A 25,828-nucleotide genomic window follows, 5' to 3' on the forward strand; every position below is an offset into this window, starting at 1 on the left:
TCCATAGGGCCAGTTGAAAACCGAATATAAGGCCAGATGAACCCGCCATGCCGCTTGTTGAAGACACCTTTTTTCTGGACCCGAATTTTCAGGGCACATTGCAAAGCCAGATTCAACAGATCGTGGCCTCGGCCATTCTGGCGGGGCGTTTGCAGGCTGGGGAAAAGCTGCCATCATCGCGTAAGCTGGCGGAACATTTGGGAATTTCACGGATTACAGTGACACTGGCCTATCACGAACTGGTGGCGGATGATTACATCAAATCTGCCAACCGGTCGGGCTATTACGTATCCGAAACCGCGCCGATGGTGCCCTTGCCCGCCATCAAAGGCGAGATGCACAAGGATACGGTGGATTGGACGAAAGCCGTTCAGCGCGATTTTACCGGCGGCAAGACAGTCAAGAAAAACTATAATTGGCGCAGTTATCCCTATCCGTTCATGTATGGTCAGCCGGACCCCGACCTGTTCAATCAGGCCAGCTGGCGGTTGTGCGCAATGCAGGCGCTGGGGAAGAAGGAATTCGACAGCTTGACCTCGGATTACGCCGAACAGGATGATCCCGAGCTGATCAATTTCATCGCCCGCCACACCCTGCCACGGCGCGGGATTCTGGCGCGGCCGGAACAGATACTGGTGACGGTCGGGGCGCAGAACGCGCTGTGGATGGCGGCGCAGATATTGTTGAATGAAAGACGCGCGGCAGCCTACGAAAACCCCGGCTACCACGGCATCCGCGAGATTTTGCGCCACACAGGTTGCACCCAGTTTCCGGTGGAAATTGACGATCAGGGCCTGCCGCCGGATATGCTGCCGGACGGGCTAAACGCGCTGTTCATCACACCCAGCCACCAATGCCCGACAACCACAACCATGCCGATGGACCGGCGGCGCGAATTGCTGCGGCTGGCGAATGAACGCAATTTTCTGATTGTCGAGGATGACTATGAATTCGAGATGAGTTTCCTGAAGCCCCCGTCGCCCGCGCTAAAGTCGCTGGATGAAGACGGGCGGGTGATCTATGTCGGCAGCTTTTCCAAGTCGCTTTTCCCGGGTTTGCGGTTGGGATATCTGGTCGGGTCAGAGCCATTCATCGAACAGGCGCGCGCGTTGCGGTTGGCATCATTGCGCCACCCACCGGGATATATGCAGCGCACTACCGCGTATTTTCTGGGGCTTGGGCATTACGATGCAATGATCAAACGGATGCGCGGGGTTTACCAGAAACGGCGGCAGGTAACGGCACAGGCGCTGGCCAATACCGAGATGAAAGTGGCCGGCCGCGCATCATTTGGTGGGTCGGGTTTCTGGGTCGAGGCACCCGAACGGGTGGATACCGAGGTATTGCGCCACAGACTGGCCGATAACGGGGTTTTGATCGAGGCGGGAAACCCTTTTTTTGCCGGTGAGGATAGTCCGCGCAATTTTTTCAGGCTGGCATATTCCTCTATTTCGTCAGAGCGTATTCCAGAGGGTATCCGCCGGATTTCCCAAGCAATTAAAGAGTATTAGGAAATATCACTGGCAGATGTTAATATCAAATACACAACAGAAATCGAATTCAGTTCTACAGAAAACCGCAGATTCTTAAACTGGATATACGGGACGCCAAAACTGGACATATACGCTTGCCTTATTGGTGTTAAACTATTTCTGTTTTGCGTGGCGTTTTTATCATTCTTGCCGCTGCGCTGTCACAAAAACGAGACATAAAGTCCTTAAATAGCAAAGAGTGTGCAAGACTGTTAACCGAGGGTCGCCGCATTGGTGCCCCGCAATTCTCCGGGAGGGAGAAACTACATGACCAAAACCAACTCAACTTTCAATCGCCGTTCATTTCTGAAATCGGGCACGGCTGTCGGTGCTGCTGCACTGGCCACACCTGCACTGGTTTCCAAGGCGCTTGCCTCGTCCGGTGAAATGACGCTGATGGACTGGTCGGATTACTGGCCCGAAGAAATGCTGGCCCAGTTCACATCCGAAACCGGTATCAAAGTGAACTACATCGGTATCGGTTCAAACGAAGAACTGATCAACAAGATGAAAGCCTCGAATGGTGCTGGCGCTGACCTGATCGGCCCGACCAACAACCGTTCGCTTCAGTGGGGGCCGCTGGACCTGCTTCAGCCCTTCGACATGAGCCGCATCAACATTGACGCAGCAAACCCCGCGATGGCCAAAATCGGCCCTGACGCATGGGATTTCGGCGGCAAAGGCAACACATGGATCCCGCACATCTGGGGTACAGAAGGCATGGCATGGCGCGTTGACAAATGGGCACCTGCCCGTGCAGACGGTGTTCCGTCCTATGGCGAAATCTGGTCCGACGAAAACGCCGGCAAAACCATGATCCGCGCGCACTCGGGTATGCTGTGTGCCGGTCTGTTCATGGAAGCATCCGGCCAGATGGATCCTGGTTCGGTTTGGGCCGCTTACGAGTCCGAAGAGAACATGCGCAAGACTTGGGCCAAGATCACCGATTGGTGTATCGCCCGCAAAGGCAACCTGAAACTGATCTGGAACGACGCCGACAGCCAGAAGAACGGCCTGTTGAATGATGGTGTTGTTGTTGGCCAGACTTGGGATGGTCCACCGCTGGCGCTGAAAACAGCTGGCGAGCCGGTAACATATCAGGCGCCTGCCGAAGGTGCGATGGCCTGGGTTGATGGTCTGGCAATGCCGAAGGGTGCCAAGAACATTGACGAGGTTTATGAACTGATCAAGTTCTCTTACAACCCCGAGAATGCCGGTAAGGCAATCGACAAGCATGGCTACAACTCGCCGATTCTGGGTGCTGACAAATTTGCATCCGAAAACTATGCGAAAAACTTTGCCGAAGCCTATCCTGGCGATGCGCTGGCAAATCTGAACGCATGGCCGGCCGAGGCACCTTGGTATGCCGACATCCGCACCGAGTTTGTGAACAAGTTCCAAAGCTCTTAAGCGAAGAAATAAAACTGTCCGGCTGCATTGATGTGTGGCCGGACATCTGTTTTCAGGCCTGGCGCCTGACATGAAGGGCCCGAAGCGGTCCGGTGACTGAATGCAAAACGGGGATAATCACATGGGTTCTGGTGTAGCTGTTGATCTGGAAAATGTCTGGATCAAATTCGGGGATTTTGTCGCGGTTCGCGAGGCAAATGTTCACATCAACGGCGGTGAATTCTTCTCGTTCCTTGGCCCGTCGGGTTGTGGGAAAACCACCATCCTGCGCGCGGTTTCCGGCTTTCTCGAGCCGTCCGACGGCCGCGTTCTGATTGGTGGAAACGATATGGCGGGCATCGGCCCGAACAAACGCCCAACCGCGTTGATCTTTCAAAACCTGGCGCTGTTCCCGCTGATGAAGGTCTGGGAAAACATTTCCTTTTCAATGGAAGTGACAGGGGCAAGTGCCGCCGAACGCCGCAAGCGGGCGGACGAGTTGCTGGATATGATCGCGCTGGACGGGCAGGGTGACAAACTGCCAAGCGAATTGTCGGGCGGTCAGAAACAGCGTGTGGCGATTGCCCGCGCATTATGCGCCAACCCCGATGTTTTGTTGCTGGACGAACCCCTGTCGGCCCTTGACCTGAAGCTGCGCCAGCACATGCGCACCGAGCTGCGCGAGATCCAGCAGCGGGTTGGAATTACCTTTATCTACATCACCCACGACCAGGGCGAGGCCCTGACCATGTCGGACAGTGTAGCGGTGATGAAGGCCGGTGTGATCGACCAGATCGACACGGGGCACAATGTATACGACAACCCGTCAACTCCGTTTGTTGCCTCTTTTGTGGGCGAGAACAACGTGTTCCGCGGCAAGGTAAAATCCATCAGCGGCGAACAGGCAATCATCAGCACAAACCGCTCTGGCGACCTGCTGGCGCGGGTTACGCCAACGCAAGTGGGCAAGCTGGGCGTTGGCGATGATGCGATGATGTTCATCCGTCCCGAGGCGCTGGAGCTGGGCGCGGCAACGGGGAACGACAAAACCACCATTTCCGCCAATGTGGTGAACGAGGAATTCGAAGGGAATTCCTTTAGCGTGTTTCTGGAAGGGGATGGCGGCAAGTCGATCAAAATGGCGGTTCCCAATGTCGGGCAGGATCATATTTCCGACAAGGGTGTCAACCTGTCGCTGCATTACGATGTGAATAATGCGGTGGTCATGCCCGCCGGCGAACTGGCGTCGGAATAGGGGGTGTCATGAAAAATATTTCTGCTCAGCAAGAAGGGCTTTGGAAGTTCTTGAAATTTTTCACTGGTGGCATAGCCGTAGCGCTAGTTGCGTCATTGCTTTTTCGCCATTTTATAATGGATGGTAGTTCTCCTTTAGACTCCTGGATAACGGTTTTAACAATTGTTTTGGCCATAGTTGTTTTTGGTCTATTTGTTAAACTCTATTTAACCGAATTCTTCAGGAACAACGGTGTCGTGATGGGCAGCCTTTTGATGGGGCTGGTCGGGTTCTGGCTGATCTTTCTGGTGATCCTGCCGCAGCTTTCGATGCTGGATTATTCCTTCCGTTTTAATCTGCCTCCCTCAGAGGAATACGGGCCAAAGGATGTCTACACGCTGAGTAACTACCAGCATCTGATTTACGGGTCCGACAAGACCCACCAGACCTATAACACCGTCGATTTGATGGTGTTCGTGCGCACCATTATTGCGGCCATGGCCGTAACGATATTCAACATCTTTCTGTGCTATCCGCTGGCCTATTTTCTGGGGCAATCCAAAGGCTCGGGCTTTGTCCGGTTGCTGGTTGTGCTTCTGATCATCCCCTACTGGATCAACGAAATTCTGCGGGCCTTTGCGTTGCGGATCATCTTTGGCGACAGCGGTTTGCTGAACGAAGCCCTGATGTTCCTGCACCTGACCAAAGAGCCGATCGATTTTATCCGACAGGATATCGCGCTCTATGCCGGTCTGGGCTATGCCTATATCCTGCTGATGCTGTTCCCGATGTACAACGTGATCGAAAGTCTGGACCGCAACCAGATCGAGGCGGCGCGCGATATGGGGGCCAGCTGGCCGCGTATCCATCGCCGGATCGTTATTCCACATGCCAAACCCGGTATCGTTTCCGGTGCCACGATGGTGTTCATGCTGTCCGCCGGTGCGCTGGCCGCGCCACAAATTCTGGGCGGTCCAAGCAGCCTATGGTTTACCCAGCTGGTTTACCAGTGGTTCTTCAACTCGCTTAACTGGCATCAGGGGGCGGCCTATGCGATCGTTCTGCTGGTCTCTACCATCATCATCGTTCTGACGGTGATGCGCATCTTCAAGGTGAACATGGGGGACATCGGCAAATGAACAGTAAATCCCTTATCCGCATTTCCCTTGGTGTCTATCTGATCATCTTCTTCAGCTACCTTCTGGGGCCGCTGGTGGTGATGAGCCTGACCGCCTTCAACTCATCCGGCTTTCCATCGGTTTCACCCTGGGCCTGTTTCACCTATGAATGGTTTAATGTGCTATGGAATGACAGCGCAATTCGCGAAGGTATTTTTTACAGCGTAATCATCGGCCTTGGCACGGTTGCCCTGTCGGTTTCGATGGGTCTGGCGGCATCAATCGTGCTGACACAGGTCTGGGCCAAATTCCGCTCTACCTATTACACGCTGATCATCGCGCCAATTCTGGTGCCCGGTGTTGTTCTGGGTATTTCGACGCTGGTGTTCTGGGACCGGTTTGGTACATTTCTGGGGGCGGGGGATGGCTCGCTGCTGTCTAACTTGTTCCACAACGGGATTTTCCTGACCATCCTTGGCCAGTCTTCGTTCATTGCGTCCTATGCGATGCTGGTGTTTGTTGCCCGCCTTCAACGGTTCGACCCCGGCCTGACCGAAGCCGCGCTGGACCTTGGGGCGACCCACACACAGGCGTTTCGCAAAATCCTGTTGCCGTTCATGCGGCCGGCGATTGCGTCTGCCGCGGTGCTGGCGTTTCTGGCTTCGTTCGAGAACTATAACACCACCACCTTTACCATCGTTGACTATAAAACCCTGACGACGGTTCTGGCGCAAAAAGTGCGCCTTGGGATCAACCCGTCAATTTCCGCATTGGCGTTTATCATCATTACCCTGACGGTATTTGCAGCATTGGCATTCGAGGCCTACCGCCGCAATCAAGCACGCCAAGAAGCTGTCAAACAGGGCAAGGCCAAGGTGAAATCCGGTGGCATCCTGCCGTCCTTCATGACGGGCAATCCTGCGGCAATCGTATTTGTTCTGCTGGCTTTTGTGGCGATTGTCATGATCGGCACGGCCCAGAAATACAGCCCCGAGCAGTGTAAAATCCAGGTGCGCGAGGCCAAACAGGCCGAAATCCAGCGCCGCATCAAAGAACTGCAAGAGCAACGCCTGATCAGGTCGCAATCCGAAGCGCGCCAGGGACCGGATATCTTTGGTGCCCCGGAAGAAGACACGGGTGGCAAACCCAGTGGCGCCTTTGGTGGTGTGTTCGCGCCGGGTAACCTGTCTGATGACGGGGATACGCAAGAGCCTGAAGCGGAAAAACCATCGGGTGGCAGTGGCGCCTTTGGTGGTGTATTCGCCCCGACCAATCTGGACAATGGCGAAGGCAACTAAGCTAAGGGGCCACCGGACATGGTGGCCCTGACCGCGAAGGGGGACGGGGATGCTTATTGCCCATATCAGTGACACACATATTGCGGGTCCGGGTTTGAAAACCAACGGTATTGCGCCGATGGCAGAAAACCTGACGCGCTGTGTGGATGCCATTAACGCGCTGACAATGCAGCCGGATCTGGTGCTGTTATCAGGGGATGTCACCAACAATCTTACCCGTGACGAGGCACAGCGTGCCGCCGATATTCTGGTCGGTTTGAATAGCCCGTTGTATCTGGTCCCCGGCAACCATGATGATCGCAATGTTTTATGGGATGTGTTTGGCGGCGATGCCATTCCGGCCCGCGCCGACAATTTTATCAACTATGTGGTTGATGGTCCCGACTTGCGCATCATAGCACTGGATTCAGTTGCGGACGGGAAATCCGGTGGGACATTCTGCACCACCCGCGCGGCATGGCTTCGGGAAACGCTTACTGACGGTGGCGACCAGCCCACAGTTATTTTCATGCACCACCCACCGCTGAAATGCGGCGTGCCGGAAACGGATCAGGACGGGTTCGAGGGGGCGGATGAACTGGGCGTAATCGTTGCCGGCTACCCTAACGTCCAGCGTATCCTGTGCGGCCACATCCACCTGCTGACACATGCCCGCTGGAACGGCACTGTGGTGACAACGGCACCCAGTATGGGGATGCAATTAACGCTGGATCTGATGCAGGCGCACCCGTCAAAATTCTATCTGACCGACCCCGGGTATCTGCTGCACCACTGGACACCGGAAAAGGTATTGATCACCCATGCGGTAACAGTGCGGGACATGGACGGCCCCTATGAATTTCGGCAGCATTAGAGCAGGTCTTTGGGCACCACAAAGGCTTCGACCTGCCCCGAGTTCGGGGTGATGTCGGCCCAACTGTCGGCATCAAAACTGATCACCGTTGTTGCCGCCGACGGGTATTGATGAAACTTGGGATGTTTAGGCGCCGAGTTAACCAGCTCCTCGGCCAGCATCGCAGTGCCGGGATTGTGGGACAGCAACATGGTTGATTGCGCGCGGCACCCTTGCAGGATTGTCATCATCCGTTGCGGCGAGGCCATATAAAGCGCTGAAGTGAATTGCACCTTGTCGGTATCATCGCAAGCGGGCGCAATTTCGGCCCATGTTTCCGCCGTGCGCCGTGCGGTTGATGAAATCACGCTTTCAGGGCAATAGTCATGTTTCTTAAGCCATCCGCCTATTGCTTTGGCCGCCGCATAACCGCGCTGGTTTAATGGTCGGTCGTGATCATCAAGCGTCGGATCATCCCAACTGGATTTTGCGTGGCGGGTCAGGATCAAACGAAGGGTCATTGCGGATTAAACGAGGCCATATGAAAAGCGGATTGTTCCGGTAGTCTGGCATATTTTCGCCCTGCTGGGCAAGTGCGGCGCACCAAACATCCTGTTTCCATACAATCACGCCCGTTTGGGCCATTCAGGTAGGATTTGCAGGCGGATACATCGTAAGCATTCGCCAGCGCATTGACGGGGCAGGCGCTTTTGCAAGGGCGGGTATCGCAACTGTCACACGGGTTAGGGCCGGCGGGGGGCAGGTTAATTTCTACCGGCAAAGCAATGGCGGCGCGATAAGACACGAACAGCCCTGCGTGGTCATGTACCAGCATCCGGACGGGCGATACCCACGCCCGCCCGCTATGCCTGGCCCAATCCAGAAACGGCGCATAGGGCGGCCCGTCCGAGGGGAACAGGGCGGTTGCATTTCGTATTATGGCCCAAGGTGTGATGATACGCTTTGACCAGCGATCCAGCGGATCGGGCAACCCGTCAGAAAATTCCGGCGAGACTTTGAAGGTGTCCCAGAAACCCGGCTCATACGGGCCGATCAGCAACAGGGTTTTGCACCCATCTGGTACCTGATCCAGCGGTGTGGGGTGGAAGGCCCCGAAGATATCCAGATGCAGCTCTTGCAACGAGGATTGCAGCTCTGCGTAGCTCATTTTCGAAAGAATGGCAGCGCCAGTATCCATGCAAGGTTGGACGGGCGATCATCCTGCCATTGCAACCCGATTGTCATATCGTCATGGCCCTTTTGGGGTTGGGCGATGTAGGTGCCAAACAGCCGGTCCCAGATCGACAGGGCAAAACCATAGTTGCTATCGTGTTCCTCGCGAATATCGGAATGGTGCACGCGGTGCATGTCGGGGGTGACCAGAACCTTGCGCACAACCGCATCCAGTTTCAGCGGCAGTTTGATATTGGCGTGGTTGAACATCGCGGTGCCATTCAGGATGATCTCAAACAGGATCACGGCAAATGCAGATGGCCCCAACAGATAAACCAGTCCGATCTTCAGCAGCATCGACAGGGCAATTTCAACGGGGTGGAACCGGATGGCGGTGGTCACGTCAATGTCGCGGTCTGCATGGTGAACGCGGTGCAGGCGCCACAGAATCGGGATTTTGTGGGTGATCAGATGTTGCAGCCAGATGGCAAAATCCAGCAGCAGAACCGTCAGCAGGGTTTCCAGCCAGAACGGCCAATCCAGATGGTTGAACAGCCCCCATCCCAGCCGCCCTGCATCAATCGCCGCCCCGACAGCCAACAGCGGCATGGCAATCGCCAGAATGCGTAGCGTCAGTGAATCAATGATGATGATCGCCCAATTGGTAAACCAGCGCCGTTGCCGCGTTTGGGTGCGGGGGCGGCGCGGGACGATGACCTCGATCACCGCGAAGATCAGGAACAGGGCGATAAAGACGCCCAATCGGATTTGTGCTTCGTTTTCCATGACGCCTACCTAAACCGGCATGCATCCGCGTTGTAAAGCCCCGCAGGGTGCACAATCGTGTCAGGTGGCGAGGCGTTCGGCACGGATCAGTGACCCTGCGCCGTGGTCGGTGTAAAGCTCCAGCAAACAGGCATTTGGCGCACGTCCGTCCAGAATAACCACCCCGCGCACGCCACCGTCAATCGCGGCCAGTGCGGTTTCGGTTTTCGGGATCATACCGCCCGCAATCACGCCTTCATCGGTCAGCTTGCGGATTTGGTCAGGGGTCAATTCCGTCAGCACCTCGCCACCTGCATCCTTGACGCCGGCAACATCGGTTAACAGCAACAAACGATCCGCCTTTAGCGCGGTGGCAATCGCACCCGCCGCCGTGTCACCATTGATGTTGTAGGTTTCGCCCTTGCGACCGGCCCCAAGTGGGGCGATCACCGGAATGGTATCGGCGGCAAACAGGGTGTGCAGCACGCTTGGGTCAACCTGCGTCGGCGTGCCGACAAAGCCAAGCGTCGGGTTGGTTTGCTCACACACCATCAGGCCCGCATCCTTGCCCGACAGGCCCACGGCCTTGCCGCCCTGATCGTTGATCGCCTGCACGATGCGTTTATTCACGCGGCCCGACAGCACCATTTCCACCACCTCAACGGTGGCTGCATCGGTTACCCGTTTGCCATCGACGAAATCCGATTTGACGCCCAGCCGCTCCAGCATCTGGTTGATCATCGGCCCGCCGCCATGCACGATTACGGGGTTCACCCCGACCTGTTGCATCAGCACGATATCGCGGGCGAAACTGTCCATTTCATCATCGTCACCCATCGCGTGCCCGCCAAATTTTACAACGACAGTGGCCCCGCCATAGCGCTGCAACAAAGGCAGCGCGTGGGAAAGGGTGCGGGCGGTGGCGATCCAGTCTCGGTTCATGGCGTCTTGCTTTTTCATCTGTTTCTTCCTCGTTCCCTACCGTGTTAATCGCTGGGCGCGCCTGTGCCAAGTGATTGTATTTCCGCACCGCTGTGCATAGGTTCAAGGCAAGCAATGATCGGGGATCAAAATGGCGAAAAGTAAAAGACGCAAGACCATGCTGCTGACCGGAGCCAGCCGCGGCATCGGTCATGCAACCGTGCAATATTTCAGCGCCAAGGGCTGGCGGGTGATCACATGTTCACGCCATCCGTTTCCGGAAAAATGCCCTTGGGGTGGTGGTCAGGAAAACCATGTGCAGATTGATCTGGCCGACCCGCGCAAAACCATAGAAGCGATCAAGGAAATCCGCGACAAGCTGGACGGTACGCTGGATGCGCTGGTGAATAACGCGGGCATTTCCCCCAAAGGGCCGAATGGCGAGCGGCTGAATACGCTGGATACCGATCTGGCCACATGGGGTCATGTGTTCCATGTGAATTTCTTTGCCTCGGTGGTGCTTGCGCGCGGGTTAAAGGACGAATTGGCGGCCGCTAAAGGCTCGGTTGTGAATGTAACGTCAATCGCGGGGGTGCGGGTGCATCCGTTTGCAGGAGCGGCCTATGCCACCTCCAAGGCAGCACTTGCGGCCCTGACGCGCGAGATGGCCCATGATTTCGGGCCAATGGGCGTACGGGTAAACGCGATTGCCCCGGGCGAGGTGGAAACAGCGATCCTTAGTCCCGGAACCGAGAAAATCGTCGATCAACTACCCCTGCGCCGGTTGGGCCAGCCGGAAGAGGTGGCGGCAGCGATCTATTTCCTGTGCTCGGATGAATCGTCATATATCTCGGGCACCGAGCTGGAAGTGAACGGCGCGCAGCATGTATAGTCTTATACCAGATCGGCGATAATACTGCGCAGAATCGGTATGCCTTCGCCCTTTTCGGACGACGTCAACACCAGTTCGGGATAGGCCGCAGGGTGTTTGGAAATGGCTTTGCGCACCTGCTCCAGCACCTTTGTGCGGTCCTTGTCCTTGACCTTGTCCAGCTTGGTCATCACCACCTGAAATGTCACCGCCGAGCGGTCCAGAAGTTTCAGGATTTCCTCGTCCACGTCTTTTACGCCGTGACGTGCATCAATCAGCACAAAGGCGCGGCGCAGGGTTTGGCGGCCGGACAGGTAATTCTTCAGCAGACGTTGCCATTTTTCCACCACCGGCAGCGGCGCATTAGCATAGCCATAGCCGGGCAGATCGACAAGATAGGGACCATTCAGCGTGGTAAAATAGTTGATTTCCTGCGTGCGGCCCGGTGTGTTCGAGGCCCGCGCCAGCCCCTTGCGGCCGGTCAGTGCATTGATCAGGGTGGATTTCCCCACGTTCGAGCGGCCGGCGAAACATACTTCCAGTCGGTCGGGGGGCGGCAGGCCATCCATAGCGACCACGCCTTTCAGGAATTCGGTATTGCCCGCAAACAGTTTGCGCCCGCGTTCCTTGGCATCCGCATCCGGTTCTTCTGCAATGGTAAACGGAATTTCCATTATAGCACCTCGATTTCATCGCCAAGGGCAATCTGGCCATCCTTGACCACCACACCATAAACCCCGAATTGTTTGTGGCCCCAGTTATCCTGTAACGCATCCAGCGTGGCGGCGTCGCGTTCGCCGGTATCAGGGTTAACCGTGGTGGCCATACAGCGGGTGATGCGTTCGCGGATCTCCAGAACAGCGCCGCCAATGTGCAACCGTTTGCCGACCCAGTCGAATTCTTCCCACGGCTTCAACCCGTCAAGCCACAGATTGCCGCGCCATCGCAGCGGTGACAGGTCCGTACCCATCTTTTCCCCCAGCGCGCGGTTGGTCGCCAGATTGTTCAGGCTGATCGACGGGAAATCCGTGTCGGTCATGCCGCGGGCCTGTGCGCGCACGATGTGCGCCGACGGGGTGCGTTCGGGCGGCATGATCGGGCGTACCCAGTCGATAAAGGTATCCGAATCCGTGTCGGGATTAAAGGTGATATCGGGCAGGTCGGGATGGCTCATGGTGATCAGCCCCGTTGCCTCATCCAGCACGGCCTTCAAGGCCATCAATGACGGTGCCTTGGCCCCGCGCGAAAAATTCCCGCAAGGCACCCATTCGGACCCATCCGCTTTTGACAATTCATGCGCCACGGCCCAGGCACGATCCCACGGCAGGGTTTTGCCTGTCCGCAGATCAACAGATTCCAGCGCCTCGACCCCGTGCGCCTTGATCGGGTGGCGCCAGATATGGGTCAGGCGGCCGGTCATTTATCGTCCGGCTTCTTGCGCTTGAAGCCGGCAATAATGTTGCCAAACACATCCGGTTTGGCCCCCTGGCTGCGCATGATTGAATACTGCTGGATAAAGGTGATCGTGTTGTTGGTGATCCAGTATAGCACTAGGCCCGAGGCAAAATTACCCAGCATGAACATGAATACCCACGGCATCCATGCCATAATCATTTTCTGGGTCGGGTCTGTTGGTGTCGGGTTCAGCTTTTGCTGTAGCCACATGGAAATACCCAGCAGGATGGGCAAGATACCCAGCGATACAAAGGCAAGCATCGAACCGGGTTCCGGCGGGGAAAAGGGCAGCAGGCCGAACAGGTTCAGGATGGAGGACGGATCGGGTGCCGAAAGGTCGCGGATCCAGCCGATCCACGGGGCGTGCCGCAGTTCAAGGGTGACAAAGATAACCTTGTAGAGCGAGAAAAAGATCGGGATCTGCATCAGAATCGGCAAGCAACCAGCCGCGGGATTAACCTTTTCCTTTTTATACAGCGCCATCATTTCCTTTTGCATTCGCTGTTTGTCGTCGCCGCAGCGTTCTTTCAGGGCTTCCATTTCAGGCTGTAGCGCCTTCATTTTTGCCATTGAAACATAGGATTTGTAGGCCAGTGGCAGCAACAATGCTTTCAGGATCACCGTCAGGGCGATAATGGCAAAGCCCATGTTGCCGATCAGGGCATTCAGCGTATGCAGCAGCCAGAAGATCGGCTTGGTCAGGAAGAAAAACCAACCCCAGTCGATCGAATCGATAAACCGGTCCACCCCTTCTTCGTTTTGGTACATGCGTATGGTTTCCCATTCCTTGGCACCGGCGAATACGCGGGTTGTAACGTCGCTGGTTGCACCGGGTTCGACTGTCAGGATCGGCATGCGGGTTTCAGCAGTATAAATATCACTGCCCGGAATGTATTTTGCGACGGATGTGAACGGCTGGCCATTCGTGGGGATAAGGCTTGTCATCCAGTATTTATCGGTAAAGCCGATCCAGCCGTTTTCTTTAACGTCGATCAGTTCCGCGTTGGCACCCTCGGTGGCGACAACATCCAGATCAGGGATTTTTTTGTATTTTATTTCCTGCAATTCGCCATCCGACATCCGCACGATGCCCTCGTGCAGAATAAAGAATCCGCGTGTTGTAGGTTGCCCGTAACGCGCAACAATACTGTAAGGGAACAGGCGGCGGGCGGTGGTGCCAGTGTTTTCGACCGACTGTTTGACCGAGAACATATACTTGTCATCAACCGAGATGGTCCGGCGGAAAATCAGGCCGTCGCCATTGTCCCAACGCAGGGTCACAGGGGTGGCGGGCGTCAGCGTTTCGCCGCTTTCAACCGTCCACATTGTGTCAGGGCCAGGCACGGAATCGGCGGGCATGTCGCCGGTGCGACCCCAGCCGTAAATCGTGTAATAGGGGTTTTCGCTGCCATATGGGGTCAGCAGGGTCACAAGCGGGGAATCGGGATCAAGCGTTTCGCGATAGGCCTTGAGTTTCAGATCATCAATGCGCCCGCCCAACAACGAGAACGAGCCGCTCAGCTTGGGGGTGTCGATTGTGATGCGTGGTGCTTTGTCCAGCGCTTCGGCGTGCGAACTGGTCGGCACGGCGGGGGCAGCCTGACCCGTCGAATCTGTTGCCGCAGCAGGGGGTGTGGCCACGCTGGTGCCGTCCGTAGTTTGCACTGCATCAGGCGGCAGGGTCAGGTCCGGCTGGGGTGGCGGAGGCTGGAACCATATGCTCCAGACCAGCATCACCATGCCGCTGAGAAAAACTGCAAGAATTAGGTTCTTGTTCTGATCGTCCATGTGGGACACACCCTGTCACTGAAATTGGTCAAAGTGGTTCAACAGGGCAGGGGGCCAAAGGTCAAGCGGTTTTCCTGTTTTTCAAGGTAAAAACTACCCTATGCCGCGGCCTATTTTCGGGGTTTCGGCCAGTTTTTCACGATGTTTCTGCATCCAGTTCAGCGTATCGGCATAGGGCATGGGCCGTCCAAGGCCAAATCCCTGCACATGGGTGCAACCCAATTGTGCCAGCATGGCGTGTTCCCCCGCGGTTTCCACCCCTTCGCCAAGGGTTTTCAGGTTCAGTTGCTCCGCCATCGTCAGGATGGCTGAAACCATGCGCTGTTGTTCGGGGTCCGTATCGACTTTTGTCACAAAAGAGCGGTCAATCTTGATCCGTTCCACGGCAAACCGGCGGATATTCGAGATCGAAGCATGACCGGTGCCGAAATCGTCCAGATCAATGGCGCAGCCAAGAGTGGCCAGACCGGCAATATTGCGGGTGATGACATCATCTTCGGCCTCGGCAATCACGGTTTCAAGAATTTCGACATTCAGGCGGTCGGGTGATAAATCAAAGCGGTCCAGCTCCCAGCGGATTTTATCGACCAGCTTGGGATTGCGCAGCTCGTAATCCGAAAAATTCACCCCGACTTGCGGCACACGAAAGCCGGCTTTATCCCATTTTTTCAAGCAGGTAAGGGAGTGATACAAAATGACTTCACCCAGACGCTCGAACATGCCTGCTTGCTCGATCGCGGGTAGAAAATCGGCAGGTGAGATCATGCCGCGTTCAGGGTGGTGCCAGCGTGCCAGCGCCTCGAACCCCGAAACCTCGCCCGTGTCGGTCGAGATTTGTGGCTGGAACCACGGTATAATATGCCCGTCCTCAAGCGCCTGTGTTACATCCTGAATCAAGGCGTTTTGTGCCTTGGCCTTGTGCTGCATTTCAGGGGAATAGCCGCGAATGGTACTTGGGCCATCTTCCTTGGCGTTGCCCAGGGCTTGCTCGGCGGCTTCCAGCATGGCCTCGCCGGTGATATCGGGCGCGCGGGTGCTAAGGCAAAACCCGATCGAACAGGATACATAGACGGTGGTTGTGTCCAGACTGACCGGCTCGGATACTGCTGATTGCAGCCGCGCGGAGATCTGGATCAGGGATTCCAGATCGGCCCGTCGCACCGGCGCAAGGGCAATGGCAAACTCGGCCCCGTCCAGCCGCACAATCAGATCATCATCGCGCAGAACACCGCGCAACCGGTCAACAGTGCGGCGCAGGATATCATCGGCGGCCTTGTGCCCCAGCCGCGCCAAAAGCATACCATAGTCATCCAGTTCGACCACCATGCAGGCCGTTGTGCGCCCGTTCGGGCGGGCAATTTGCAAGATGTTGTCCAGCGTCTTTTCCAGCCGCGCCCGCTGACCCAATCCGTTGGTTTCCGCCGGTGGATGTGCGCCGCTTGCAAGTTCCTTTTGCCCAGCCAGCGCTACCACGGCTGGCAATAACAGGGCAAGGCCCAGCAACGCCCCTTCGCCACCAATCCAGAAGCTGGCCAAAGTCAGGGCCGGCAGGAATGCCAATGCCTGTGGCCCATTGAAAATATTCAGGATGGTCCGGCGGGACAGGGCGTTGGAAAATCCGGCCAGTGGCGGCATTGCGGGGCATCCTCTTGCTGTGCGCGGCCAAGGCCACACAGGGTTCAGCAGGACGCTAATTCGCGAAGCCTATTGGAGTCTTAACGCAGCACGGGAATTTGCATAGAATTGTCTGTATCTGCCTTTGAGTCACGCATTAATCCAGCAAAATCAAACAGTTTCGGGTCAAGTAAATGACTGGGCCGCGCATTCATCAGGGCGCGAAACATCACTTGCCGGCGGCCAGGCGCATTCTTTTCCCAGCCATCCAGAATCGCTTTGACCTGTTGGCGTTGCAACCCGTCTTGGGAACCGCACAGATCGCAGGGGATGATCGGGTAATCCATCGCCTTGGCAAACTTTCCGCAATCGGCCTCGGCCACATGGGCAAGGGGGCGATAGACGAACAGATCACCTTCCTCGTTCAGCAGTTTTGGCGGCATGGTGGCCAGCCGCCCGCCGTGAAACAGGTTCATGAAAAAGGTTTCCAGAATATCGTCGCGATGGTGCCCCAGCACGACGGCGGAACAACCCTCTTCGCGGGCGATACGATAGAGGTTGCCACGGCGCAGGCGCGAACAGAGTGAGCAAAAGGTGCGCCCCTCGGGGATTTTGTCGGTGACGATGGAATAGGTGTCTTCGTATTCGATCCGGTGGGGGACCTGCATCCGTTCCAGAAATTCGGGTATCACCGTGGCAGGGAAATTCGGCTGCCCCTGATCCAGATTGCAGGCCAGCAGATCAACAGGCAACAGGCCGCGCCATTTCAGTTCATAGAGAACCGCCAGCAGGGTATAGCTGTCCTTGCCGCCGGACAGGCAGACCAGCCAGCGCGCGCCGCGCTCGATCATGCCGTATTGCTCGATCGCCTCGCGGGTATAGCGCACGATGCGCTTGCGCAGTTTCTTGAATTCGGTGGTTGAAGGGGCGCCGTGGAACAGCGGGTGGATGTCATCAAGGGGGGCGTCGGACATGCGTTCAGGCCTGTTCATCATGGGAATGGTCGTGGTCGCAATCGGTGCCCTCGACCGGATCATAGCCGCAGCCGCCCCACGGGTTGCAACGGCCAATGCGTTTGGCGGCCATCCAGCTGCCTTTGATCGCGCCATGTTTTTCCAGCGCTTCCATCGCATAGGCGCTACAGGTGGGTTGATAGCGGCAGGAATTGCCGACCCACGGCGAAAACAGCAGCCGATACAGGCGCACCGGAACGGCAACGATATGGGCAAGCGGAGTCATTTGCGTTTCCCGTGGATTACTTTCAGCGCATAGGTCAGATCGCCTACCAGATCACTATAGGGCCGATCCACCGTCGCACCGGCGCGGCCGATCAGCACATAGTCCCAGCCCGGTTGCCCCTTGGCCGGCAGCACCTCGCGGGCGATGGCGCGCAGGCGGCGTTTGGCGCGGTTGCGCTTAACAGCGTTGCCCACCTTTTTGGAACAGGTATAGCCAACGCGGACCAGATCGGGGGCGCCCTCGTCATCGCTGCGTTTGCGGGCTTGCAGGATCAACCCTTTGGTCGCCTGCCGTTTGGCCCGCGCGGCGCGCAGGAAATCGGCGCGTTTGGCAAGCGTGGCCAGGCGCACGGTCATTGCATCCCTGTCCTGCCCCGGACCTGCTCCGGGGCCTTCCTGCGACGGCTCGAGGTCCCGGCGCGGGGGCCGGGACATGCGAAAACCGCCGATGGCCCGCGCGTGACCTCTGGCGTATTGCCTGTCACGGGTGCCTCCGGCGGTGTCATATCTTTTACCTGATAGCAGCGGGTTTATGCGCTGAGTTTGGCACGACCCTTGGCACGACGTGCGTTCAGAATCTTGCGGCCTGCCTTGGTGGCCATACGCGCACGAAAACCGTGGCGGTGTTTGCGAACCAAGTTCGATGGTTGGAATGTGCGTTTCATCGCCCGTCTCCGTCTGGTTTGGACCTGCACCCGAAAAGGATTCGTAGGTCATATGTGTTCGAAGCCCGTGATTTAGGCGCTTGGTCAGGGTAAGTCAATTCATCATTCGCGCCAAAAGTGCAACATTCGGGGGAATTTGCCGGTTGATATGTTTCAAAACCGCCCCGAACCCCTGTTCAAAGTGAAACATCCCATCACCCGCGATCAAGGCGGCGTGATCGGGCTATGCCTGCGCGCCAATCATCGGCATGTTGTCAGGACGGGGCGCAATAACGGACAAAGGCAAGATGAGCGACATGACAGAGACACAGAAAAGCGGGCTGGTGCGATACCTGCCGCTGATCGCGATTTTCACGGCAGCGGTAATCGGGGGTTTTACCCTGCGCGACTACCTGTCGTTCGAGGCGCTGCGCGACAATCGCGAGGCGCTGATTGTCTTTCGCGACAACAACTACCTGCTGACGGTGCTGGTGTTCATCGCCGCCTATACCGCGATCGTCACCTTTTCCCTGCCCGGGGCCGCGATTGCCTCGATCACTGGCGGGTTCCTGTTTGCGACTTTCCCCGGCTCCCTGTTCAACATCGCCGCCGCCACGATGGGGGCAACGCTGATCTTTCTGGCGGCCCGTTGGGGGATGGGCGAAAAACTGGCGGCGAAAATGGAAGCCTCTGACGGGGCGGTGAAGAAAATCAAGGACGGGATTGATGAAAACCAGTGGTCGATGCTGTTTTTGATCCGTCTGGTGCCTGCTGTGCCGTTCTTTGTCGCCAATCTGGTGCCCGCGATGGTGGGCGTGCCGCTGCATCGTTTCGTTATTTCCACCTTTTTGGGGATCATTCCGGGTGCTGTGGTTTACACATCGGTCGGCGCCGGCCTTGGCGATGTGTTTGCCCGTGGCGAAACTCCGAACCTTGGCATTATATTCGAGCCACAAATCCTGCTGCCGATCCTTGGCCTGTGTGTGCTGGCCGCATTGCCGATGATCCTGAAGCTGTTCAAGAAATAGGAATACCCCCATGAACAAGATCAAAACAGACATCTGCATCATCGGTGCAGGATCAGGCGGGTTGTCGATTGCCGCCGGTGCGGTGCAGATGGGTGCCAGAGTGGTGCTGCTGGAAGGGCACAAAATGGGTGGTGATTGCCTGAACTATGGTTGCGTTCCGTCAAAGGCTCTGTTGGCGGCGGGCAAGATGGGGCTGGCCTTCGGCAAGGCCAAGGACCATGTGCAAAATGCGATTGACACCATCGCCCCGCACGATAGCGTCGAGCGGTTCGAAGGGCTGGGGGTGCAGGTCATCACCGAATTCGGCAGCTTCATTTCCCCAACCGAGGTGCAGGCAGGCGACACTGTAATCACCGCGCGCCGGTTTGTGATTGCCACGGGATCATCCCCGTTTGTGCCGCCGTTACCGGGGCTGGATACGGTGCCCTATGACACCAACGAAACGATTTTCCAAAACCGCACCAAACCCGAACACCTGCTGATAGTTGGCGGCGGCCCGATCGGCATGGAAATGGCACAGGCGCACCGGCGGCTGGGGTGTGACGTGACGGTGATCGAGGGCATGAAGGCGCTGGGCAAGGATGATCCGGAACTGGCGACGATTGTGCTTGAGAACCTGCGGGCCGAAGGGATCGAGATTGCCGAGGACGCGATGGCCAAGGAAATACGCGGCACGAAGGGTGCGATTGAAATCGAGGCACAGGACGGGCGCGTGTTCAAAGGCAGCCATCTGTTGATGGCGGTCGGGCGCAAGCCGAATATTGACCGGCTGAATCTGGACGTGGCAGGCATTGAGCATGACCGCACCGGCGTCAAAGTGGGCGCCAACCTGCGCAGCACCAACCGGCGGGTCTATGCGGTGGGCGATGTGGCCGGCGGGCTGCAATTCACCCATGTGGCGGGATACCACGCGGGTGTGGTGATCAAATCCATGCTGTTCGGCCTGCCGTCCAAGGCAAAAACCGCACATATCCCATGGGCCACCTATACCGATCCCGAGCTGGCGCAGGTTGGCCTGACCGAAGCACAGGCGCGTGAACAACATGGCGGCAAGTTGGAGGTGATCCGGTTCGATTTCGCGGGCAATGACCGCCTGATCGCCGAGGGCAAAGCCAAGGGGCTGATCAAACTGATGGTGGTCAGGGGGCGGCCTGTCGGGGCCTCGATTGCCGGCCCGTCAGCGGGCGAGCTGATCGGCTTCTGGGCGATGGCGCTGGCCAATAACCTGAAGATGGGCCAGATTGCGGCGACGGTTTTGCCCTACCCCACGGTGAACGAGGTTAACAAACGCGCGGCGGGTGCCTATTTTACCCCCAGACTGTTTGAAAACGCCAATGTCAAACGCGTGGTTGGCTTTGTGCAGCGGTTCCTGCCATGATCGGGCTTTGAGAGGGTTGATATGTTTGTGAATTCGCTTTCCGGCCGTTTTCTGGTGCTGACGACGGTGTTCGTCATGCTGGCCGAGGTTCTGATCTTTGTCCCGTCCGTTGCGCGATTCCGCGAGGATTACCTGCTGCTGCGCCTAGAAAAATCGCAGATTGCGGCGCTGGCGTTGCTGGCGGATGATATGATCGACAACGATCTGGAGCGCGAACTGCTGAAAAACGCCGGTGTCTATAACGTGGTGCTGCGCCGCGACGAGATGCGGCAATTGATGTTGTCATCCCCCCTGCCGGATATGATCTCTGAAACCTACGATCTGCGCCACTCTACCCCGTATGAATTGATCCGTGACGCTGTGCTGCGCCTTCTGGATACCGAAGACCGCGTGATCCGTGTCATTGGCGAACCGGTGCGCGGGGCGGGGCTGCTGATCGAAGTGACAATGCCCACGATGCCCCTGCGCGATGCGATGGTGGATTACGGTTTGCGGATTTTGCTGCTGTCGGCGGTCATTTCCGTGATCACGGCAGTACTGCTGTTTCTGGCGGTGCGGGGGTTCCTGTTAAAACCGATCCACCGTGTTATCCGGCACATCAAATCCTATGCCGAAGCCCCCGAGGACGCCCGCCGCATTATCGAACCAAACGCCGGTGTGCTGGAACTGCGCGAAGCCGAAGAAGCGCTGCAATCCATGCAAACCCAGCTAACCGGCTCGCTGAAGCAAAAGGAACACTTGGCCCAAATGGGCGGTGCCGTGGCCAAGATCAGCCACGATCTGCGCAACATCCTGACCACCACGCAACTGTTTGTCGACCGGATGGAAGGCAGCAACGACCCGATGGTGCAGCGCGCCGCGCCCAAACTGGTGGCGTCCATGTCGCGCGCGGTAAATCTGTGCGAAAGCACGCTTGCCTTTGGCAAAGCCGAAGAAGCGGCCCCCGCCCTGACCCGTATTCCGCTGGCCGGAATCGTCAACGAGGTCATCGACGGCGAAAGGTTGGCCGCCGGTGACAGCGACATCAGCTATAGCGAGGATATACCAGCAGGGCTGGTTCTGCGGGCGGATCCTGAACAGCTTTACCGTATTATATCCAACATCGTGCGCAATGCGCGGCAGGCGATTGTCGCCACCGGCAAGGAAGGCGAGATCAACATCCGCGCCCGCGAGGACGAAGATAACTGGATGATCACCATCACCGACACCGGGCCGGGCCTGCCGCCGAAGGCGCGCGAACATCTGTTCACGCCGTTTCAGGGTGGGGTGCGCAAGGGGGGCACGGGGCTGGGCCTGTCGATCGCGGCGGAACTGGTGCGTGGTCATGGCGGACGGCTGGACCTGAAGCACACGGATGATAAAGGGACCGAGTTTGAAATCTGCCTGCCCAAGGGCGAAATCGATTTAGATACACTTTCGGTGTGAATAGCGCTTGCAAACCGTCGCAAGGGTCGCTAAATCCGCACTGGTTATGCACCCGTAGCTCAGCTGGATAGAGTACCTGACTACGAATCAGGGGGTCGCACGTTCGAATCGTGCCGGGTGCACCACAATCCCTTTTGTTTGAAACCCAACCACCTCTGGATCATTTTGCCGGGCGGCAGCCGGTTTATAAAAACGGTAAGAGCATCCAGCGTTCGAAGTATGCCCTTCAGGGGGCGCAATCAGCCCAATGCAGGGTAATAATTTCCCCGTATAGCTTGCATTACAGGCTCATCGAACGGCGAAACAGGGCAAGGCTCGCGGCAAAGAACGTGGCCCCCAGACCGGCCATCAATGCCAGTTGAGGCCAGACCGTATCTATGCCCGCCCCCCGGAACACCACCGCCTTGGCAAAGGCCAGAAAGTGGCGCGAGGGCAGGATGTTGGTCAGTTTGCGCACAACATCAGGCTGGCTCTCGATCGCGCCCATACCGCCGGACAGCATGATGATTGGGATGATCACCATGATCACCAGCAGCGCGAATTGCGCCATGCTGCGGGCCAATGTTCCCATCAGCATGCCGATCGCCGCCGCCGCCGCCAGATAGGTCGCCGTGCCCAGCAGTAACAGCGGGATCGAACCGACCACCGGCACGGCCAGCAGCCCCTGCACCACAAACATCAGCGACAGGGTAAAAGCCGCCAGCACCACCACGATATTGGCGGCCACCTTGGACAGGGCGATCTCGATCGGGGTCAGGGGCATCACCATCAGGTGTTCGATCGTGCCCATTTCCCGTTCGCGCAACATCGCGGCACCGGTCAGGGCGATGGTCAGCAAAGACAACTGGTTCAAAAGCGAGGACACCGATTTGAACCAGACCGGATTGGCGTTGGGGTTAAAGGCCTGCCGCAACTCCAGCGTGATCGGCGGCTCGGGCCCCAGCGGCGAGCCTGCCAGAAAGGCACGGGTTTCGGCTTGCAGGATGTTGGCGATATAGTCGGTGCCCAGCTGGGCCTGCGATACGGCGGTGGCGTCCACTTCGAGCTGCACCACAGGGGACAGGCCGGCAATCACGTCGGCCTCGAAATTCGGCGGAAAGCCCAGCACGAACATGATCCGTCCGGCGTCCATTTCCGGCGCCACCTGATCGGGGGTGATCATCACCGGCAACTGGAACCACGGTGGCCCCAGGGCGCCGGCCAGATGGCGGGTCAGGGTTGAGTTATCCTCGTCCAGAATGGCAATGGCGGCGTTATAGACCGTATCGCCCGCGCCGCTGGCTTCCAGCAGCACCGCCACCACAAAGGACCACATGATCAGGATCACCATCACCGGATCCCCCAGCACGCTTTTGAGTTCCTTGCCTGAAAGCCAGAAAATATTTGTCAGCCGCCGCATGATCATTTCTCCTGTTTGCGCAGGGCCAGCACCGCGATGCCGGTCAGGACGGGGCCGAACAGCGCCAGTCGCGCGATGTGGCCCGACAGTTCCGCCAGCCCCAGCCCCTTGGTAAAGACCCCCACGCTGACGCCCATATACCATGTGGTCGGCCACATCATGCCCATGACATGTGCCGCCCCCTCGAGCGATGAAACGGGGGTGATCATGCCGGAAAACTGCAAGGTGGGCATGACCGACAGGATGGCGGCGGCAAAAACCGCTGTGACCTGTGTTTTGGCCAGTGTGGACACAATCAGCCCGTATCCCGTGGCCGCCACCGCATAAAGCAGCGCGCCGAACACCAGCGCCAGCGGATCCCCCCGCAGGGGCACGCCCAGCACCGTGACCACCAGCGCCGTCATGATGGCGAAATTCAGCAGGGTGATACCGATATAGACCAGTTGTTTGCCAACCAGAAATTCAATCCGGCTGGTCGGGGTGACATAGAAATTGGTGATGGTGCCGATTTCCTTTTCTCGCGCTACGCTGACCGCCATCAGGATGGCGGGAAACAGCAGCAACAGCAGCGGCGGGATCGATGGGCCGATGGCCGGCAGGCTCTCCATTGCCGGATTATAGCGGAATCGCGGGGCAAGCTGGGCCGGGGGTATCGCATCGGGGCTGCGCGGCACCGCGATCACATCCAGCGCCAATGCGCCGTCGAATCCCTGGGTCAATACGCTGTTGTGCGCCCCGCTGACATAGCTTTCCACCGTGCCGGCCCGCTGCGTATCGGTGCCGTCGATCCGCGCCGCGACCTGCGCGGTTTCCCCGCGCCGCAGGCTGCGGCCGAAATCGGGCGGGATTTGCAGCGCCAGCGCCAGTTCCCCGCTTTTCATACGTTCATCCAGCTCGTCGGCACTCAGGATCGGGGCGTGTTTTTCAAACCAGCCGGTATCGCCAAAGGTTGACAGATAGGCGCGGCTTTCGGGGGTTTGGTCCAGATCATAGACCGCATAGGGAATGCTGCGCACCTCTTGCGAGATGCCGAACGACATGATCAGCAACAGGATGGCACTGCCGATAAAGGAAAAGGCCAGCCGCACCGGGTCACGCCGCACCTGCATCGCCTCGCGCGAGGTATAGGCCAGCAGGCGGCGCAGGCTGAAGCCGCTCTCGCGGGTCTTGCGATCTGTATCTTCGGCGCTGTTCAGCAGCCCTTCGTCGCTGGTGTCTTCGGGTGGCAGCACATCGCTGATATAGGCGATGAACGCCTCTTCCAGATTTTGCGCGCCGCGTTTCTCGATCAGCTTGTGCGGCTCGTCCGTGACCAGAACCTGACCGGCATGCATCAGGGAAATGCGGTCACAGCGCATGCCTTCGTCCATAAAATGGGTCGAGATGAAAATTGTCACCCCGTCACGGCGAGCCAGTTCCAGCAGCAGATTCCAAAAGGCATCGCGCGCCTGCGGGTCCACACCCGAGGTGGGTTCGTCCAGAATCAGGATTTCGGGTTCGTGGATCACCGCCACAGCCAGCGACAGGCGCTGGCGCAGGCCCAGCGGCAGTTCCGAGGCACGCTGGTCCATATAGGGGCCCAGCCCGAAACGCGGCACCAGTTCATCCATGCGCTGTCTGGTTTTTGCCCCGCCCAGATGGAACAGACGCGCGTGCAGCACCAGATTTTCGCGCACCGTCAATTCGCCATACAGCGAAAAGGATTGCGACATAAAGCCGACGCGGTTGCGGGTGCTGATGTCCTGCGCATCCACGGGTTTTCCGAAAATCCATGCCTCGCCATCTGACGCAGGCAGCAGGCCGGTCAGCATTTTCATCGTGGTGGTTTTGCCGCAGCCGTTTGAGCCGAGGAAGCCGAAAATCTCGCCTTTGGCGATGTCGAAACTGACGTTGTCAACGGCGGTGAAATCGCCGAAACGCCGCGTCAAGTTGCGCGCGCGGATGGCCGGTTCTGCATCTGCTGGCAGGGTGGTGGCAGCGGGCGGGGCAATGGCGGGTTTGGCGGCTTGGTCTTGTGGCTCATCCGCGGTCAGCAGGGACACATAAGCGGCCTCGACCGTGTCGGTGCCGGTTTGGGCCATCAGGTCGGCGGGGCTTGCCTGTGCCAGCACGCGACCGCCGTTCATGGCAACCAGATGGTCGAACAGGGCGGCCTCTTCCATATAGGCGGTGGAAACCAGCACGCTCATTTGCGGGCGGTCCGCGCGGATGTTGCCGATCAGATCCCAGAACTGGCGGCGCGACAGGGGGTCAACGCCGGTGGTGGGTTCGTCCAGAAGCAGGAAATCGGGGTCATGGATCAGGGCGGCACACAGGCCCACCTTCTGTTTCATCCCGCCCGACAGTTTGCCGGCGGGGCGGTCAAGGAACGGATAAAGGCCGGTTGCGCGGGTCAGACGGGTGATGCGGGATTTGCGTTCGGCGGCGTCCAGACCGAACAGTTTGCCAAAGAATTCAAGGTTTTCCAGCAGGCTGAGGTCATGATACAGGTTGCGCCCCAACCCTTGCGGCATAAAGGCCAGCCGGCGACCGATTTGTGTGCGGTGGCGGGCATTGGACATATCCCCGCCCAGCGTTTCAATCCTGCCGCTTTGCAGCCTTTTGGCACCGGCCACCAGTCCCATCAGGGTAGATTTCCCCACCCCGTCCGGCCCCAGCAGGCCTACCATTTTGCCGGCAGGCAGAGTCAGGGTGACGTCCTGCAACGCCATCACCTTGCCATAGGC

General features: G+C 57.8%; 24 protein-coding genes and 1 tRNA gene. 11 read left to right on the top strand and 14 right to left on the bottom strand.

The window, feature by feature from the left end; genetic code table 11:
• Positions 1-47 precede the first annotated feature (47 nt).
• From pdxR to BAR1_RS00790, 6 genes are all read left to right on the top strand, one after another.
• Entirely contained in the window at positions 48-1,511 is a 1,464-nt protein-coding gene (gene pdxR, locus BAR1_RS00765) for a MocR-like pyridoxine biosynthesis transcription factor PdxR (RefSeq protein ID WP_118941253.1), read from the top strand.
• 288 nt (positions 1,512-1,799) lie between these two features.
• Complete coding sequence (locus BAR1_RS00770; protein ID WP_118941254.1) at positions 1,800-2,942, top strand: substrate-binding domain-containing protein; 1,143 nt, start codon at positions 1,800-1,802, stop codon at positions 2,940-2,942.
• Between the two features lie 121 nt (positions 2,943-3,063).
• Entirely contained in the window at positions 3,064-4,176 is a 1,113-nt protein-coding gene (locus BAR1_RS00775) for an ABC transporter ATP-binding protein (protein ID WP_118941255.1), read from the top strand.
• A gap of 239 nt (positions 4,177-4,415) precedes the next feature.
• Positions 4,416-5,294 (top strand): ABC transporter permease, encoded by an 879-nt coding sequence (locus BAR1_RS00780; RefSeq protein ID WP_228408636.1) that lies wholly within the window; start codon positions 4,416-4,418, stop codon positions 5,292-5,294.
• Positions 5,291-6,571: an ABC transporter permease gene (locus tag BAR1_RS00785; RefSeq protein WP_118941256.1), complete on the top strand. Its 1,281-nt coding sequence runs from the start codon at positions 5,291-5,293 to the stop codon at positions 6,569-6,571. Before BAR1_RS00780 ends, BAR1_RS00785 begins: the two co-directional genes overlap by 4 nt.
• A 49-nt stretch (positions 6,572-6,620) precedes the next feature.
• Positions 6,621-7,424, top strand: coding sequence for a phosphodiesterase (locus BAR1_RS00790; protein ID WP_118941257.1), 804 nt, complete (start codon positions 6,621-6,623; stop codon positions 7,422-7,424).
• Here the strand turns inward: BAR1_RS00790 and BAR1_RS00795 are convergent.
• From BAR1_RS00795 to argB, 4 genes are read right to left on the bottom strand one after another with little or no spacing between them, the layout of a single operon-like run.
• Entirely contained in the window at positions 7,421-7,924 is a 504-nt protein-coding gene (locus BAR1_RS00795; protein WP_118941258.1) for a SixA phosphatase family protein, read from the bottom strand. The genes BAR1_RS00790 and BAR1_RS00795 overlap by 4 nt on opposite strands.
• Positions 7,921-8,571, bottom strand: coding sequence for a ferredoxin (locus BAR1_RS00800; RefSeq protein ID WP_118941259.1), 651 nt, complete (start codon positions 8,569-8,571; stop codon positions 7,921-7,923). The genes BAR1_RS00795 and BAR1_RS00800 overlap by 4 nt, the downstream gene beginning before the upstream one ends.
• Positions 8,568-9,362: a sterol desaturase family protein gene (locus BAR1_RS00805; RefSeq protein ID WP_118941260.1), complete on the bottom strand. Its 795-nt coding sequence runs from the start codon at positions 9,360-9,362 to the stop codon at positions 8,568-8,570. The genes BAR1_RS00800 and BAR1_RS00805 overlap by 4 nt, the downstream gene beginning before the upstream one ends.
• Before the next feature lie 60 nt (positions 9,363-9,422).
• Complete coding sequence (argB, locus tag BAR1_RS00810; RefSeq protein ID WP_118941261.1) at positions 9,423-10,301, bottom strand: acetylglutamate kinase; 879 nt, start codon at positions 10,299-10,301, stop codon at positions 9,423-9,425.
• Positions 10,302-10,413: 112 nt separating this feature from the next.
• Here argB and BAR1_RS00815 point away from each other — a divergent pair, with 112 nt between their 5' ends.
• Positions 10,414-11,154 (top strand): SDR family NAD(P)-dependent oxidoreductase, encoded by a 741-nt coding sequence (locus BAR1_RS00815; protein ID WP_118941262.1) that lies wholly within the window; start codon positions 10,414-10,416, stop codon positions 11,152-11,154.
• 2 nt (positions 11,155-11,156) lie between these two features.
• On the opposite strand, the gene yihA is transcribed toward BAR1_RS00815, so the two are convergent.
• The 8 genes from yihA to rpmH form a co-directional block, all read right to left on the bottom strand.
• Positions 11,157-11,807: a ribosome biogenesis GTP-binding protein YihA/YsxC gene (gene yihA / locus BAR1_RS00820; RefSeq protein WP_118941263.1), complete on the bottom strand. Its 651-nt coding sequence runs from the start codon at positions 11,805-11,807 to the stop codon at positions 11,157-11,159.
• A complete protein-coding gene (locus BAR1_RS00825; RefSeq protein WP_118941264.1) occupies positions 11,807-12,553 on the bottom strand; it encodes an MOSC domain-containing protein in 747 nt (248 codons plus the stop codon). Before BAR1_RS00825 ends, yihA begins: the two co-directional genes overlap by 1 nt.
• Positions 12,550-14,376: a membrane protein insertase YidC gene (gene yidC, locus BAR1_RS00830; RefSeq protein ID WP_118941265.1), complete on the bottom strand. Its 1,827-nt coding sequence runs from the start codon at positions 14,374-14,376 to the stop codon at positions 12,550-12,552. Before yidC ends, BAR1_RS00825 begins: the two co-directional genes overlap by 4 nt.
• Before the next feature lie 93 nt (positions 14,377-14,469).
• Positions 14,470-16,011, bottom strand: a complete 1,542-nt coding sequence (locus BAR1_RS00835; RefSeq protein WP_118941266.1) for a putative bifunctional diguanylate cyclase/phosphodiesterase — start codon at positions 16,009-16,011, stop codon at positions 14,470-14,472.
• 80 nt (positions 16,012-16,091) lie between these two features.
• On the bottom strand, positions 16,092-16,964 hold the full coding sequence (gene ttcA / locus BAR1_RS00840; RefSeq protein ID WP_118941267.1) for a tRNA 2-thiocytidine(32) synthetase TtcA: 873 nt from the start codon (positions 16,962-16,964) through the stop codon (positions 16,092-16,094).
• 4 nt (positions 16,965-16,968) lie between these two features.
• Positions 16,969-17,229 (bottom strand): membrane protein insertion efficiency factor YidD, encoded by a 261-nt coding sequence (yidD, locus tag BAR1_RS00845; RefSeq protein ID WP_118941268.1) that lies wholly within the window; start codon positions 17,227-17,229, stop codon positions 16,969-16,971.
• A complete protein-coding gene (rnpA, locus tag BAR1_RS00850) occupies positions 17,226-17,585 on the bottom strand; it encodes a ribonuclease P protein component (RefSeq protein WP_228408638.1) in 360 nt (119 codons plus the stop codon). The genes yidD and rnpA overlap by 4 nt, the downstream gene beginning before the upstream one ends.
• 173 nt (positions 17,586-17,758) lie before the next feature.
• Complete coding sequence (gene rpmH / locus BAR1_RS00855; RefSeq protein WP_118941270.1) at positions 17,759-17,893, bottom strand: 50S ribosomal protein L34; 135 nt, start codon at positions 17,891-17,893, stop codon at positions 17,759-17,761.
• A 287-nt stretch (positions 17,894-18,180) separates the two neighbouring features.
• Here rpmH and BAR1_RS00860 point away from each other — a divergent pair, with 287 nt between their 5' ends.
• The 4 genes from BAR1_RS00860 to BAR1_RS00875 all read left to right on the top strand — a co-directional run bounded on the left by BAR1_RS00860 (position 18,181) and on the right by BAR1_RS00875 (position 21,828).
• A complete protein-coding gene (locus BAR1_RS00860) occupies positions 18,181-18,900 on the top strand; it encodes a TVP38/TMEM64 family protein (protein ID WP_118941271.1) in 720 nt (239 codons plus the stop codon).
• Between the two features lie 10 nt (positions 18,901-18,910).
• Positions 18,911-20,278 (top strand): dihydrolipoyl dehydrogenase family protein, encoded by a 1,368-nt coding sequence (locus BAR1_RS00865; protein ID WP_118941272.1) that lies wholly within the window; start codon positions 18,911-18,913, stop codon positions 20,276-20,278.
• Positions 20,279-20,299: 21 nt separating this feature from the next.
• Positions 20,300-21,703 (top strand): sensor histidine kinase, encoded by a 1,404-nt coding sequence (locus tag BAR1_RS00870; protein ID WP_118941273.1) that lies wholly within the window; start codon positions 20,300-20,302, stop codon positions 21,701-21,703.
• Between the two features lie 48 nt (positions 21,704-21,751).
• Positions 21,752-21,828: transfer RNA gene (locus BAR1_RS00875), tRNA-Arg, on the top strand.
• A gap of 155 nt (positions 21,829-21,983) precedes the next feature.
• On the opposite strand, the gene BAR1_RS00880 is transcribed toward BAR1_RS00875, so the two are convergent.
• Positions 21,984-23,102, bottom strand: a complete 1,119-nt coding sequence (locus BAR1_RS00880) for an ABC transporter permease (protein WP_118941274.1) — start codon at positions 23,100-23,102, stop codon at positions 21,984-21,986.
• A gap of 2 nt (positions 23,103-23,104) precedes the next feature.
• The gene (gene rbbA, locus BAR1_RS00885; protein WP_118944289.1) at positions 23,105-25,813 is read right to left on the bottom strand and encodes a ribosome-associated ATPase/putative transporter RbbA; all 2,709 of its coding nucleotides are present in this window, start codon (positions 25,811-25,813) and stop codon (positions 23,105-23,107) included.
• Between the last annotated feature and the right edge of the window lie 15 nt (positions 25,814-25,828).

It is taken from the genome of Profundibacter amoris (genome assembly GCF_003544895.1).
GTDB classification, from domain to species: Bacteria; Pseudomonadota; Alphaproteobacteria; order Rhodobacterales; family Rhodobacteraceae; genus Profundibacter; species Profundibacter amoris.